The organism is Aliiglaciecola lipolytica (assembly GCF_018860635.1).
GTDB classification, from domain to species: Bacteria; Pseudomonadota; Gammaproteobacteria; order Enterobacterales; family Alteromonadaceae; genus Aliiglaciecola; species Aliiglaciecola lipolytica_A.
Genome location: NZ_JAHKPT010000035.1, coordinates 53,827 through 68,987, shown reverse-complemented (window position 1 = coordinate 68,987; position 15,161 = coordinate 53,827). Strand labels below are relative to the sequence as shown.

Here is a 15,161-nt window from a genome sequence, read left to right as displayed (position 1 = left end):
AGTACATATTGCCGGCCGCTAAGCCTATGCTGTTAAGATGACATTTTTGTTACACTACTGCTCAGAGTCGCTACTTTTATCTAGTTACCACCGATCTGTTTAATATCATTGGCAAATAAAGTTTCCAAATCAGCCCGGCCCTTCTTACTTAATTGAATCAGTTCATCTAAATCAGAGTCTGCGTCGATAACTTCTTTGAGAATTTTTTCATCATGCTTTTCGAATATGTCACACATATGCGCAGCCTGTTTTTTGTCAAACCCAAAATCTTCTAGCACCTTTTCAGCGGCCCGTAACCCAGACCAAAAGAGTTCCCTAACAAAGTGTAAGTTTTCAACTTTAGACAAGCGCATTACCGCATTACGGTTGCGGGCTCTGACCACCATTTTCACATGGGGAAATTGCTCACTGACCAACGCGACAATTTTGAAAGTATCAACTTCATTGTCGATAGCAATCAATAATATAGACGCTTGCTCTATCCCCGATATCTTTAATAAATCTAATCGAGTGGCATCACCATAAAACACTTTGTTGCCGAATTTTTTAACAAAGGCGATGTGTTCTGCATCTTTATCCAATGCTGTGAACGGGATTTTATTGGCCGCTAAAATACGCCCAGTTACCTGACCAAAGCGCCCAAATCCAGCAATAATAACCCGCGGCTCGTCGGTGTCGGTTTGCGAATCGTATACCGCTGGACAGTTACGACTGTTGAACCAAATACTGTGTAAAATCACTAATGGTGAAGTTAACGCCATAGAAACGCCTACCACCAAAGTAACCTGACTAGCTAGGGTGGGTGCTATTAGGTTTGCTAGGCTCGCCTCTCCCATAACCACAAAGGCAAATTCGCCCCCCTGAGAGAGCATCAATGCAATGCGCATCGAGTCAGTTGTACTTTGTTTCGAAAATTTAAGAATGCTGAAAATAATGGCTGTTTTAATCGCAATCAGAGTTAACGCGGCGGCAATAATTACCAGTGGATTATCGAAAAACAAATCTAAGTCTAAATTCATACCAATAGCGATAAAGAACAGACCTAACAACAAACCTTTGAACGGCTCAATTTCCGCTTCTAATTGATGCTTAAAGCTTGAGTTAGCAAGTAGCATCCCAGCCACAAATGCGCCCATTCCCATCGACAACCCTGCTTCTTGCATACCTAGCGCAGTCGCGATAACAATTAACAACGCGGCAGAGGTCATGATTTCGGCATTACCCCAGTGGGAAATCAGTCGCAAAAATGGATTGATCAGAAATTTTCCAATAATCAGCACTGCCACAATTGCACAGATGCTTACCCACCACGCAGGGGAATCGACATCAGGCACAGTGGAAAGGCTTTGTACTAACAGCAGAATGGGAATCACAGCCAAATCTTGCATCAATAAGATTGAAAAACCTTTTTGACCTGGTGGGGTCTTTAAAATATTTTGATTTTCCATCAATTGAATAGCAAAAGCGGTAGAAGAAAGCGCCACGGCCAAGCCTATCACTATGGCTGCCGTCCAGTCCGTACCGACAATATACTTCACCGATATCGCGATGAAACTAGCACTCAGAAATAACTGTCCGCCCCCTGTAAAAACAATCTGATCACGCATTTTTAAGAGTTTTTTGGGCTCTAACTCCAAGCCGATAATAAACAGTAAGAATACGACACCGAGTTCCGCAAAATGTAAAATTGTCTCGGGCTTAGAAACCCAATCCATAATCGACGGGCCGATGACCATACCCGCCACTAAGTAACCTAATATTGCTCCCAATTTCAAACGTTTGAAGATAGGTACTGCCACCACAGCTGCGGCCAAAAAAATCATTGTAGAACCCAACAAACTCATAAATATTCTCTCTTGGTTTTGATCTTGGCTAAGATTTTGGTTTTTCTAACAACAATTCCAACATGGAATCAGTTGGTGCTGACATGGAAGCAACAGACCAAATCGAACAAAAAATAAACAATAAAGTGTTTTTGTGTACTAATATTGTTCTAGTGCATTAGAAACAACGAGACAGTAAAAGGGTACTTGAGATGAAAAGACAATACTACATAAGTGATGACTTGAATGATCTACGTATTATCCAAAGTGAACTTGAAGACAAAGGATTGAGTACACCTCAATTGCATGTGTTAAGTGAAAATGATGCTGAAGTTGAAAAACATCATTTACATGCCATTGAATCCGTGTTGAAAAAAGATGTTGTACGATCCACCGAATTAGGAGCTGTGGTTGGCGCAATTGGCGCAGCCTTGGTTTTGTTATTGGCGTATAGCATGAATTGGCATCTCACGGCTGCAGGATGGATCCCCTTTGGTTTTCTTGCGGTGGTAATACTGGGGTTTTGCACATGGGAAGGCGGACTTATTGGCATCCAAGTCCCGAATTATCAATTTAGACAGTTTCAAAAATTGCTAAAACAAGGAAAACACATATTTTTCGTGGATGCCACCGAGCAACAAATGGCAATTGTTGAGCAAGTCGCCAGTCAACATACTAATCTCAAGTTGGCCGGAAGCGGTGAATCACCTCCAGACTGGGTGGTTAAAAGCCAAGATAAATTTAACAACTTTATGAAAGTCATGCCCTAGCGCGTTTTTCTAGGCAACAACATATGCCTTCACAGGTCGTCATAAATTGCGACCGGTGAAGTCGTTATCTTAATCCCAACTCAACATCGCGAATAATAAAGTTTCCATTATAAATAGGATGGAGTTCTCCGCTTTGTTCAATCGCAAAATACGCTTGTTCTTCTGAGGTTAACCCTTGATAACCACCAATAACTTGATACAACCAAGCTTCGGTATCGAACTCTAATTCGTGCTGTTGATAATATTCTAGGGCTGTTAATCGCTCGCCGGTATCGATAACCTGACAGAAGTAACCTTCTACCGCTTTTTTAAGCTTATCTTCAGCAAACTCTACTTCACTTTGCTTTTCAACATGAATTTGGTGGGCAGCCCGCTCTGGTTGATACGCCTTCGGTGGACGATTTAGGGTTTTAATTGCGCTGACTAATTTTTGTAATTCTTGTTCATGTTCAACCCGCGTTACATCCGCCGCAGCAGGTTTAATCACCGCTTCAGCCTGATTAAACAACATCGGCACTTGAGATAGTCCACAATAATTCACCGGTACAAATGTCGGCGAATGTTCCATGTGCAATAAAAAGCCTTTGAGTAAACGCGTGCGTCCCCGTAGCTCTCTGAAACGACCTAACAATGACAACAATCGAGCTTGTACAATGGAGAGCTCTTGGGTTACACGGGAAAAACTGTGTTGTAAGGTAACAACTAATAAGTGACGTAATTCACGATTACTGGCAGCAATTTCACTTAGCTCATCAAATTGGAACATTTCCAATTCGCCCAATAACTCGGATACTTGCGATTGTGCCAACTGATTTTCACGGATCTTGGCATCAATGGAAGATACGTAACCAAACTCATTGTTGATTCGGCTAAACAGCACCCTCACATTATTTTCGAGTGATTCAGTCAACGCGTAAACATGCTCAGTTAAATCTGAAAGATGCGTATTGGCTTCGGTAAATCGTTGATGTTGTAACGCTTCTTTATAATGGTCAGCTAAGGTTTTGAGCCCCTTCAGCGCTGAGCCAATATTGGCGTCTATTTGACGATTTCGTTCATCATGTAAACTGCCTTCGAGTAATTGTCGTACCGCATTTTTCAGACGTAAATCTGCGTCAGCGTCAGGACGCCATAAAATCCCCATTTGCACTAAACTGTCGATAATTTTCGGGCTGAATTTGGTTTCATCCACAGTACCCGACAAATAAACCTGCATCAGAAGATCAGCATGTCTACTTAGCGCATTAAGAAGCTTTACTCCGGCCTGATGTAGATTTTGGTTCATATCAGGCTTCCCTGCTGCACTGCGCTTTCTGCCTGCTCAGACAAAGACAATGATTCGGTTTCGTCGATAAATTTAATCACTTCATATAGGTATTCCACTTTCCCAGTGGCAATGAAGATTTGTTTGTCTTGATTAGGTCGTAGCATATATCCTAAATCGGTTAGACGCTTAAACACCTGTTTAATCTGGCCATCGACCGATACGCTGGTAGAACCAAACAATTTGTAATGGGAAATTTTGGCTAATTGCTCAGCAAAAGCTGGCGTATCTTCAATGGTCAGTTGGATTTCAGCTAATCGAATAGCCGTTCCCTGAGTGATGGGCACATCAGTTCCACTGGCTTGTTGAACTAACAATAACCATTCAACCAAGGGCACTAAATGACTGGAAATATCCTGAAATTGACCAGTTAGCACTTTGCGCTCATTATCGCCCAAGGTTTGATAAGCAGCGTAATAAACCTCCCCTTCTGCAGCGCTGGCCAACGTGCGGTTCAACATATTCAACTGGGTTTCAATTTTATCGCTATTGCCTGAGGTTTTTAGGAATCGCCAAGCATCTTCATCACTGACCTGACAGATAAACGCCCCAGATAACAAACTTTCTAGAATGCGGCCTTGTTCGCTAATCATGGGTTAACTCCTTGCTCAGTTTGTTTACGTTTTTGGATATGTTCGGCTATAGCACTGACTTTGGGTTGAACCACCTGTAGTTTTCGTGTGGTTTTATCAATCAAATAGCGATTATCAAACAGGGTTAATACTTCCGATTCAGGGTTAGGGAATGCGCCAACCACAGAGATATTATTATTCTGGCAAGCATCAAAAATTTTCTTCACATTACTTTGGTGCAAAGTACCCAATTCATCGATGGGCCAGTGAATAGTGGCATCTGCATCCCCTCGTAATAATCGAGTGAAGGCTAATAGGAATTTACATAAAATTAAGTACGCCATACCATGACTGGAAGACTCATTTAATTGACGGTCCGTTCGAATAACCAGATTAGAATTACCTTCTTTGATGTGCAGCTCAATATCTAATAATTTACTGATCCCGCCGCTTAAGGCGGCGCGACCAAGAATATCCAAGACTTTACGCATGCTCAGCGCATATTCATCATCTGGCAGCTCAACGGCACCACTTTTCATCCAAGCCTGATAAAGCTTATTGAATTGGGCTAACTCAGGCCAAAACTCTAATTCTGAAATACGCGAGCGAATTTTTACGGCTGAATCAGAGACTCCATCGAGAAACAATTCTTCATCGACTTCTTTACTAATTCGTTTACTTTGGCTGGCGATACGTTTATCGATATCTTCCAGCACATTATAGTACTGGGTTAAGTCGGCACCAAAAATTCGACCTTGTTCTCGTAATCCGTGGAGTTTTTGTGGAACCACTTCATTTAATAACTGGGCCAGATGCACTACCATTCTGCGGTGATCAATATTGCGAATTCCTTGGTCATTTACCACCGCGCATTCATCTCTGGAGCGCTCCCAAATATCGGCCAAACCGGTTCCCGATTGTGCAGCAATCAGCTGGTCAAAGTGTTCCACATACACCTTGATATCACCCAATAAACGATCTCGGGTTTGCAGTAATTCTTGTCCTTCAGATATACGCTGTCCAATATTCACCGTATCCGGTTTAGCTGACTTGCTTGATGGACTGTTTTGATCCGCTTTAACCAGTCTGAGTTTACCTAAACTGCGATTGATGCTCTGTACATCAATATGCTGCTCTCGTGCAGTTCGCAAATCTTGCTCTAGCTGAGCTTGTTGGTCTTTACTTTTCTGACGCTGTTGTTTGAAATCAGCTTGTTTCTGATTTAACAAACGTTCCGCTTTGCTTGCGGCTTTTTTGGCCGCCGTTAGGTTTTGCTGCCAAGTCACTTTATAGCCAACAAAATAAGTGTCGTACCAACGTTGGTAATCTTTCACTTTGTGACGGTGAGTGTCTGTGTAAGTGATATCTTTTTGCAATTGTTTGATACGTTTTTGCAAGGTGCCGATATCGTCAACATCAACGCCTCGGTTATTCAGCTCATCTTCTTTCCACTGCTCAATTTTTTGTTTGTCTTCCGCGGCGACTTGTTTGGCTTTTTTGATATGGCTGTCGACAATAGATATTTTAGTTTGAATATCTTGGATAAGCTGTTGCCAATGGAATTGATGCTCAGTTTCGGCTTCTCGCTGCTGATCTTTGACTTCAGCAATGGCTTCAGCGTGTTGCGTCTTGCACTTTGATTGCTCAGTTTGGATATTGCTCAAGCGTTTCTTATTTTGTAACTTACGCTGGGATAAAGCATGAGCATATTCTTGCTGAACCTGATCTTTATCTTGTTGCGCCCGTCTGCGAGTCGCTTCAGCGGTTTTGCAGGCGCTTTCGGTTTTCGCTTGAGCCAGTTCTTTATTACGAACCTCTTCACTGGCCTTGGCTAAATCAAGTTCAGCTTCATTTTGATTAGCAATGGCTTGGTCAAGAATTTGTTGAACATCGCTGAGTTTTTGCTGAAGTTGAACTTCAGTTTCTGCGAATTCCGACATATCAACTGCATGTAAATCCAGTTTAATCCCAAAAATGCTAGTAGAGTCGTCGCCTACACTTGGTTTTAAATCTTTGCGTTTAAATAGCTCTGGATGCAAGACCTTACCAAGGTTATCTTGCCAATCTGGTCGCTCTTTGCGGAGAAATTCCAATAAACTGTTTTCACCTGGATAAAGAATACCTTCGATTTTGTCTAACTGGTGCTGCGCTTCTAATTGACTGCGACGGGTTTCTTCAAGGACTGCATTCGCTTTAACCCGCAATTGACTTGCCTGAACAAATTCTTGTTGTGCTTTTCGATGTTTCTCTCGAGCTGCATCCTCAGCGATACCGGCTTCTTTTAAGGTGGCATCAAGAATATCTAACTGACTTTGTTCAAACTCGTCGAACCCTGCATTTTTAAGGGCGGCAGTTATTTCGGTATACTGTGTTTTGAGCTCATCCGCTCTTTGTCGATACTCTGATTCAACACTTCTAAGCTGACCTTGATAGTCATCTCGGATCTGCTGTAATTTAAGCTGTTCCTGACTTTTTTGTTCAGACAACTTATCTTGTAAAAGGCTTTTCTCTTCAGAATACCCCTCAAGCTCTTCATTTAATTTTTCACTGATTTGCGCTACCCGTTTATTGAAACTGGCTTCAACATCTTGATGTTTCTCAGTCAGCAGGGTATATCGGGTTGATGATGTCTCTAATTCGCTTTCCCATTGCGGCAGTTGTTGTAAATTGCTCTGTAGGGTTTCAATATCCTGCGATTGCCAATCATCATATTCGCTTTCTATCTGCTCCAAATCGGATTCTAATTTTTCCGAGTCGGCCTTGGCCACTGAAAGCGCCTGATTCAACTCATCTCTTTGTTGAGTCCAATCTGATTCAAGTTTTTTACTGAATAGTTGAATTTCATCTAATTCGCGCTCAAAATCCACCACATTGGCGGCTAACGCGCTGGTATCTACCGCGAACTGCTGTTGTAATTCTGAGAGACGATATTCCGTCTGATTAAGTTGATGGTCGGCTTGCTCCAATTTAGCAAACTCAGGGCGTATCGCATCAAACTCTTTAATCAGATGGCACTCTTTAATCCAATCTTCGACTCTATTTCTACTCAAACTGGAACTCGGTGGCTGCACACCATCTTCTTCTAGAATAGCGGCAATCATGGCTTTAATGGTTTCCATTTTGCCTTCTTTAGAATGCACAGCTTTGGCTAGTTTTTCGATGTGTCTAAGGTGATTAGCCTGTTCACATAAACTGAATATTCGAGCATATCCCAGTAACTCACGGCTATTGGTGCTGTCGTTTAAAACACCTCTATCATTTTGTAATACCGCTTTAAATTCTTTGGTATTGAGCAGGTTTGTAACTAAAATATTGGCGCGTTTTAAACTACGAGCCAGTTCATTCATAGTCACACTGCTATGCTCGCCAGCTTTGTTTTTATATAAATAGTCGTTTAATTCGAAAGGTTTTCCGATAAATCGGTAATTCACACCATTTCCAGAAGATGCCAAGACTGCTTGACACAAATCCCCTTCATTGCGGGCGTATTCGTAAACAATAAAGCTCGATTCTCTGGGTAAATACCACTTTTCGAAACTATCTCGTGTAGAGGGTACAACTCGACTTGGATATTCTCCGTAAAACACAGGAATCAATCGTTGTAACGTGGTTTTGCCAGAGGCATTGGTTCCACAAATATTGGTATGACCGTTTAATTTTAATTCCACTACACCAGGAAGGTGTGTGTCGATGAGAATAATGCGATGTAACCCAGGCATAAACATCCTAATTTATAATTATGATTGAGACAGCTAACTCGGGATTCAAATGCTTAAATGAAGGTAACTTGGAGAAGCAGGTGTAGAATTCCGTACAGCCGCTGATTTTAGCGAGGTTTAATTCAATTTAACACCCTAAATATCAGTATTTATCGGCCAAACTAGGGTTATTATTCGCTAACCCTAAAAACCAATTTGTAAGTGCTTGATTTAGCGTCGTCATAAATAGTACTTTATATTTTTGCGGGTTGATTATTTACCGTCCAACCACTAAATAAAATTTTTTTAAATTATTTGAATATAAAAAGATGAAAATCTGGTCTTATCCTCTAGGATTAAAGAAACAGAATTAAAAGGATTTTAAGTTAACTATGTTTGGATTATTTAAAACAAATCCGATTAAAAAGCTACGCAAGCAATACGATCAAAAATTAGCCCGAGCGATGCAAGCACAGCAGGAGGGAAATATTCAAGATTACGCAAAATACAATAGCGAAGCTGAAGCTTTGTTTGAGGAAATTGAAGAATTTGAAATGAACTACAAATGAGTGTGGAAATATGCAGCTCTTCAACTCAAAAAGATGAAAATAGGATTGGCGTAAACAAGTTGATAACATATTAAGCTTATGCGCCTTTATCGATTTTCTAATAGCACGATTTGCAGATAAACCTTATAGAGATAAATGCACCACTAAGGTTGAATGATTGATGCTAAAACCTCCTCCAGTCATCGTTATAAAATTAACTTGTTATATTTAGCTCTGCGGCTAGCGAGTTGCCCTGAGCTTTCCCCTGACTCGCTTAGACTAAAGTGCAATCTCCACTTGGCAATAGACTGGTATAATGGCGGTGAAATTACATAGTTAAGTTATAATTTGTTATAGCGATGCCAATTTAGAGGTTTTTATGATTAGAATAGTTTTTTGCTGGTTGTTACTAGCAATTTCAAGTACTGGCTTTGCTCAAGATGGTGATGCGAGTGCAGCAGCAGACCCCTTAGATCCGGCATATGAAGGTGTGCATGGCATGGTGGTATTTAATCATGCGTCCTCATTATATGTTTCTAATCTTCCGAGTTACAGAAAACCCCATAACGTCCAGTTGATTTATAAACTTATTCCCAAAGACTCCGCGCTAGTATATTTAGTCAGAGATGCAGATTTGGTTACCATCAAACCAGAATCGTTTAATATTGAAAAATTAATCCGTGGCGAATCTGTAAGTGTTAAAGCTGACGTTTATATCGGCAATTATAAACAAGGTGGGAGTTTAACTTATGAACAAATGGACTTAACCTTCAGTGAACAAAAGTACGTTAGAGTTCTGAAGGATTTAGGGGAACCCAATAATCGACAAAAGTACGATATTGTGGAACTAGGTTACAACAGCCGTGCTTTGATCCACCAAATTCAAGGTGCACCAAGCTACGATCATCTTATTTTGTTGTTCGAAAATATCAGTTGCATCACTGATGTGAATGCTAAAAGCAGTGTACCAGAGCAAGACATGCTAAATTATCGTTTGAGTTTTTGTGGCTCAATGAAACCCATTTATTACCATTCAGAACCCTTTTCAGAAAGCTCATCATCAGACCCCAAATAGGCTATTCGTAAAAAATAGCGCTCTGTATCCATATTTATCGGCTCAGAGCACCACTTGATGATTACTCGGCTGCGGCAGGATAATCGATATAACCCACACTATCGTGAGTGTAGAAGGTTTTGGGATCCGGTTCTGCTAAGGCGATACCATGTTTAAACCGATAAGGTAAATCTGGATTAGCAATAAAGGCTGAACCGAAGGCAACAGCGGCTAAATCACCTTGCTCCACTGCTTGCTCAGCCTCAGTGAAATCATACCCCATGTTACCAATTAAGTTGCCGTCATAAACCTTGCTCGCGGCTGCTATTACGTTACCTTGTTGTTCTTGCTGAAAGTCAGCGCGCATTACATGTAGATAAGCCAGGTTATAATCATTTAATCGTTTTGCTAAATAAGCAGTCAGGCCTTCTGGATCGCTGTCGCGCATACTGTTAAAGCTGTTAATTGGTGAAATTCTTAAACCAACATTTCCACTGTCCCAAACATTGGTCACTGCATCTAACACTTCAAATAACAGGCGACTGCGATTTTCCATGCTGCCGCCATATTGATCGGTGCGAGTGTTAGCACTTTCACGCAAAAATTCATCAATTAAATATCCATTTGCACCATGTATCTCAACGCCGTCAAAACCAGCGGCCTTGGCGTTAATCGCCGCTTTAGCAAAGCCTTCAACGATATTTGCGATTTCTTGCAAACTAAGTGCTTGGGGAAGGACGTAATCTTTTTTACCTTGTGGGGTATGGACATAACCATCAATGGCTAATGCACTTGGTGCTACTGGCGTACGGCCATTGTTCAATACAGGATGACAAGCTCTGCCGCCGTGCCATAGTTGTAATACTATTTTGCCACCGTTTTGATGCACAGCATCAGTGACCTTTCTCCAGGCTGCCACTTGTTCATCAGAATGTATTCCTGGCTCTCGGTAAAAAGCGGAGTTTCCAGAGATTGCCATTGTTGCTTCGGCGATAATCAGTCCCGCTCCAGCTCGTTGGGCATAATAAGTAGCCATTAGCTCAGTCGGCACATTTTCTTCAGTCGCTCTGCATCTTGTCAGTGGCGCCATTACCACTCGATTTTCTAAACTAATATTGCCAAGTTTTAGTGGCTCAAATAATGCTGACATCATTTTTCCTTAATTGTTAACTACATATAGGAACGGGTTTTAACTAGTATTGGATTAAAAAAACTGAATTCAAGAGCATCATCTGAAGTTGTTTATACCCTAAGTATTTGCAATTTGATGTAATTGACTACACTGTTAATCTGTAACTTGAGGCGGCAAGAGTAATTAAATGAGTCGAGTAAACTATACAAAACACTTTGGCGACAAAACCCAAGGTCCTTTGCAACACACACTTTTATTGAGTCTTGTTGAAAAACCGCTACAAGATCCTCCCTTATCAGAACAGGATCGAGAGCAATCTTTTCTTGTGACCAGTATGGCTAAAAAGAACACACCAATGGTCTGTGGATTTTTAGGCAACTCAGAATTCAATAAAGGTTTATTGTTGGCTAATATTGCATATCAGACGAAAAACAAAGTGTTGTTGGTGACCCAAGAACTTATCAACGATCTCTCTACGTCAGATTTAGCTAAACTTATCGCACAAACCCAGCAACAAAATGCCATTATTTATTTTGAGTTCGCTGACGACTTGCTCAACGACAACATTGATTACGCCGATACGGACGAACAAATAAACCTAGACTTACTGTTTAGCGTCATTGAAAAATACCAAGGCTTAGTGATATTTTCGTTAACCCAATTTGAAAGTGCAGAGCGCCTCAAGGCTAGGCATATCAGCGTATTAGCTACACATTAACTTTTGTAACCTGGTGCCAAGGCGGTATTTTCTACGCCAATTAATGCTTCCGGATTGGCTAATGCCAATTGACATCCTTGACCAATAAATTTATGCCCTTGAGAGCAATCAACTTGCCACTGTCTTAATAAGTAGGCAGCCAGTGCAGACCTCACGTTTACCCGTAATTTTCCTTCTACCATGGCATAGTCTAGTTGAATAGCTTTTGGATGTTTAATACTGGGGTGAGCCACTAACACTAACTCGATTTGATGATTCCACTGTTCATCAAATTTCCTAGCCTCTAAGGTATTGATGTCTTGTGCTAATGCATTAACAAAGGTAAATCGAGTACACACAAAATCTCTAAAACTTTGATGTTTCCGATCGTAGGCTCTTACATGCCATCGATGACCGTTATTAACAATAGCGTGAGGTACAATAACTCGGGTTGACTCGCCAGAACTGATTGAAACATAACCGCATTCAATAGGCTGCTTAATGTGAATTGCGCGCATCAAGGCGGCAATAATATTTTGATCAGGATGAATTAAACGCACGGCATCAAAACACTGTTCAGACGGTTGTACGCCATTCGAAATTCCGTTGCCAAAGCCGCGACTCAAGGATGTTAAAATCACTTCAGGGTCATGTTTAAAAACTGGTTTAAATTGCTTTGTACGGTGATAACTTTTGGTTTGATGGACAAGAATAAGATTATTCGGAGCAAGGGCTTTGTAAGCACTAAAATCTCGTGTCGATGCCGCTAGACCCGTTTTAAAACGCTGAATTAAGTCAGTGCGCGCTACGTGTCCAAAATACTGTAAACTAAAATCAATAAAAGCTAAACGCTCTTTTTGACCATGATTCATAGTGTCTAATTCATTTTCCATCTTGTTAGTTCCGGTAACGTTTTTTTCAACTATAAGGATTTCCACAAAAGATTGCAATCAAATTGATGGCATCTTTTTGATTTTGATTTACTGATATTTACTTGAGAAAGGACTAAATAAAAAAAAGTTGAAAACTTTTTAAACTTTTTGGTGGTTTTGCGCGTCATACATAATGACAGCGTAGTGAACTGTTGAATCTCCCCGGGCCGTGAGCAGTAAATGCTAACGGCTTTTTTATTGGCCAATGACTTTTTTATTGCCCCTGTTTCATTGATTAGGCTTATCGGTTTAAGTTTACTGGTTAATATCAACAGGTTTTAGCGGACATTGAATTAAGACTGAAGTCGCTTGGAAACATAGGATAAACAAAGATTTAATTGCTCAGCGATTAAATCAAAATGAGCAAAGTCCTCTTCGCTGAAGTAACTTGCTTTGTCAAAAAATTGCGCACTTATCATCCCCACTACTTTCGAATTTACTTTTACTGGCGATAAACACAGTAAGCCATTTTCAATAAACTGTTCTGATTCAAAAGTCAGATAATCACGCCATTTAATATCCTGATAATTTTCGATAAACACAGTTTCGGCATGCTGAATGGCATAATTCATAATGTTCTGTGAGTCGGTTAAAGGAAATGAACAGTGGAATCGCACCGCCTCCCCTTCACTGTCGACAGTCTGCCTACATTCAATTTGACGCTTATCTTGACTAAACACCCAAAAACCACAGCGATGAAAATGAAATATTTGTGATAATAATTGTAAGGTATGGGTAAGGAATTCATTGATGCTACGACTGGTTCTCGTCAGCGCATTTAATGATTTGATGCTGATGATTAATTGCTCTTCGATGGTCAAATTAGCAAGTTCTACTGGGGCTGGTAATCCGCCAAAATCCTTCTGCATGGGCAAAGGTTTAATATAACTTTCCAAAGCAGATGCGTTGTAAGATGCAAGCAACTCAACTGCCAGTTTGCGTGTGGACTCAATCTTAAGTTTTAGTCTATGTTCATCCACATTGATCAGTGCACAAATGTCTTTGATTAGATGATCAAATTTCGCCCTATTCTTAGGCGGAGAACCAATCGCTTCACTGAGTTGATTGGATAAGCTAATGATATTCATCTCTTTGGTGCGACTTTGTGGCTGATTTAACGATTTGATCAGCAACTCCCCCAAGTTCCAGGTGCGAGCAAGCCCTACGCTCAAATCTTTAAATTTAATCCCTGCCGTGGATGCGCAATATTGCTCAAATGCTATTTTTGGCATACCCGCTTTTTGGATCAACTGACGTGTAAGAGGATTGCCGGTACTCCAAAACGACGTTTCACCTATGTTGTACATCATGGCCGCTAAATACACTTCTTCTTGGGTACTTTCATCGTATTCAGGCACCATCATTTTAGCCAGCAATCCAGCAAAAAATGCATTTGCCATTAATTTCATTAGCCTTTCGTAGACCGCTGGCGAAAGATGTTTGCTATTCAACAAACCTTCCAACACCTTGGCAGTTAAACAAATGTTTTTAACTGATTGAATGCCTAGAAATATTGCAGCACGAGAGACAGTAGTCACCCGTTTCACCGGCGAACGACTAGAACTGTTAGCCACTTTTAATAAGCTGGAAGATAACGCCTGATCGTGCAGTATGACTTTACTGAGGCTGGGAATAGATGATCTATCATCATTTGAGAACTTATCTAAAATTCCGGCAATGGATGTAATTGCTGGTAACTCTTCTTTGGCAAGTAACGCTACCCACTGATCTGACGTCAGCTTTGACTTTTCACGCATATATAGTTCCAAACAGCAAAACGAAGCGGAAACACCTTGTCCAAACGATTGCCAAATTAACCATTAAGTCATCAATAACTTAATTACATTTTTATTACACGCCCGAGTATATCAGTGAAATAACGATTGTCTGCACCTTTGTACAGCTTTGATTTGAACGACTAACGCTTAATCTCATAGAACAAGCAATTTAGTTAGGCAAAATTACCACTTTTTAGTCAAAAAACATCGAATGCGAACATAATAAAAAACACATCCAATTGATTTTATTAACTTTTTTATTTGGAATAAATGTTGCTCTAATTGCTATTAAGCGAAATGACAAGTGTTAGAAAAATCAATAATGTAAATCCCCCCGTTACTGTGGTTGGGGGTTAAAAGGAGAATATAGATGTTTACTTTTTTATGTGGCTTAATAATTTTTTGTTTATGGTTAATCCCCATTGTGGCCATTGCCACATCAAACCGCACCTGCGGAGGCGAAAAAGCTGCATGGTTATTAGCTGTTATATTTATTTCCTGGTTTGCGTGGATATTTTATCTATTGTTAGCACCACTCAAATCTCCCCGCTATGGTGCTTAATTCAGCTAACTAAATCATTACCATTGGCATAACGATACACCTCGACTGGCCCTCTGCGAACAATCCACGGCAGAAGGTTGGTCGAACCAAGCTTATCCAATTTGCACTTTCAATTGTCTTTCCACAAATTACATCCATTCTAAGCTCTTACCGCAATTCCTAATACGACAATATAAAAACGGATCCAATCGTTCAACCCCATATTGTCGACAATATTAAGATTTAATATTGAATTAATGTCCATATAGGTCTATATTGTCGACATTACAGA

Annotated in this window: 12 protein-coding genes; 5 read left to right on the top strand and 7 right to left on the bottom strand. The window is 40.6% G+C overall.

The features are described 5' to 3' along the window. Positions 1 to 80 precede the first annotated feature (80 nt). Positions 81 to 1,844, bottom strand: a complete 1,764-nt coding sequence (locus KO530_RS18220) for a monovalent cation:proton antiporter-2 (CPA2) family protein (protein ID WP_216049893.1) — start codon at positions 1,842 to 1,844, stop codon at positions 81 to 83. A 191-nt stretch (positions 1,845 to 2,035) separates the two neighbouring features. Here KO530_RS18220 and KO530_RS18215 point away from each other — a divergent pair, with 191 nt between their 5' ends. Next, entirely contained in the window at positions 2,036 to 2,593 is a 558-nt protein-coding gene (locus KO530_RS18215; RefSeq protein ID WP_216049892.1) for an NAD/FAD-utilizing enzyme, read from the top strand. A gap of 64 nt (positions 2,594 to 2,657) precedes the next feature. On the opposite strand, the gene KO530_RS18210 is transcribed toward KO530_RS18215, so the two are convergent. Genes KO530_RS18210 through KO530_RS18200 form a run of 3 tightly spaced genes read right to left on the bottom strand, consistent with a single transcriptional unit; the run spans position 2,658 to position 8,208 of the window. Further along, positions 2,658 to 3,878, bottom strand: coding sequence for a phosphoenolpyruvate carboxylase (locus tag KO530_RS18210; RefSeq protein WP_216049891.1), 1,221 nt, complete (start codon positions 3,876 to 3,878; stop codon positions 2,658 to 2,660). Further along, positions 3,875 to 4,510, bottom strand: coding sequence for a hypothetical protein (locus KO530_RS18205; RefSeq protein ID WP_216049890.1), 636 nt, complete (start codon positions 4,508 to 4,510; stop codon positions 3,875 to 3,877). The genes KO530_RS18210 and KO530_RS18205 overlap by 4 nt, the downstream gene beginning before the upstream one ends. Continuing rightward, positions 4,507 to 8,208 carry an ATP-binding protein gene (locus tag KO530_RS18200; protein WP_216049889.1) on the bottom strand — a complete coding sequence of 1,234 codons (3,702 nt, stop codon included), beginning with the start codon at positions 8,206 to 8,208 and terminating at the stop codon, positions 4,507 to 4,509. Before KO530_RS18200 ends, KO530_RS18205 begins: the two co-directional genes overlap by 4 nt. 371 nt (positions 8,209 to 8,579) lie before the next feature. Here KO530_RS18200 and KO530_RS18195 point away from each other — a divergent pair, with 371 nt between their 5' ends. Beyond that, entirely contained in the window at positions 8,580 to 8,756 is a 177-nt protein-coding gene (locus tag KO530_RS18195; protein ID WP_216049888.1) for a DUF6435 family protein, read from the top strand. A 358-nt stretch (positions 8,757 to 9,114) separates the two neighbouring features. After that, positions 9,115 to 9,810, top strand: a complete 696-nt coding sequence (locus KO530_RS18190; protein WP_216049887.1) for a hypothetical protein — start codon at positions 9,115 to 9,117, stop codon at positions 9,808 to 9,810. A gap of 61 nt (positions 9,811 to 9,871) precedes the next feature. On the opposite strand, the gene KO530_RS18185 is transcribed toward KO530_RS18190, so the two are convergent. Continuing rightward, a complete protein-coding gene (locus tag KO530_RS18185; protein WP_216049886.1) occupies positions 9,872 to 10,939 on the bottom strand; it encodes an alkene reductase in 1,068 nt (355 codons plus the stop codon). Between the two features lie 169 nt (positions 10,940 to 11,108). Here KO530_RS18185 and KO530_RS18180 point away from each other — a divergent pair, with 169 nt between their 5' ends. Then, positions 11,109 to 11,639 (top strand): hypothetical protein, encoded by a 531-nt coding sequence (locus KO530_RS18180; RefSeq protein WP_216049885.1) that lies wholly within the window; start codon positions 11,109 to 11,111, stop codon positions 11,637 to 11,639. Here KO530_RS18180 and KO530_RS18175 read toward each other — a convergent pair. Both KO530_RS18175 and KO530_RS18170 read right to left on the bottom strand, forming a co-directional pair. Continuing rightward, positions 11,636 to 12,511, bottom strand: a complete 876-nt coding sequence (locus KO530_RS18175; protein ID WP_216049884.1) for a WYL domain-containing protein — start codon at positions 12,509 to 12,511, stop codon at positions 11,636 to 11,638. The genes KO530_RS18180 and KO530_RS18175 overlap by 4 nt on opposite strands. 332 nt (positions 12,512 to 12,843) lie before the next feature. Next, positions 12,844 to 14,307, bottom strand: a complete 1,464-nt coding sequence (locus KO530_RS18170; protein WP_216049883.1) for an HDOD domain-containing protein — start codon at positions 14,305 to 14,307, stop codon at positions 12,844 to 12,846. Positions 14,308 to 14,698: 391 nt separating this feature from the next. On the opposite strand from KO530_RS18170, the gene KO530_RS18165 reads away from it, so the two are divergent. Continuing rightward, positions 14,699 to 14,890 (top strand): hypothetical protein, encoded by a 192-nt coding sequence (locus tag KO530_RS18165; RefSeq protein ID WP_216049882.1) that lies wholly within the window; start codon positions 14,699 to 14,701, stop codon positions 14,888 to 14,890. Positions 14,891 to 15,161 lie beyond the last annotated feature (271 nt).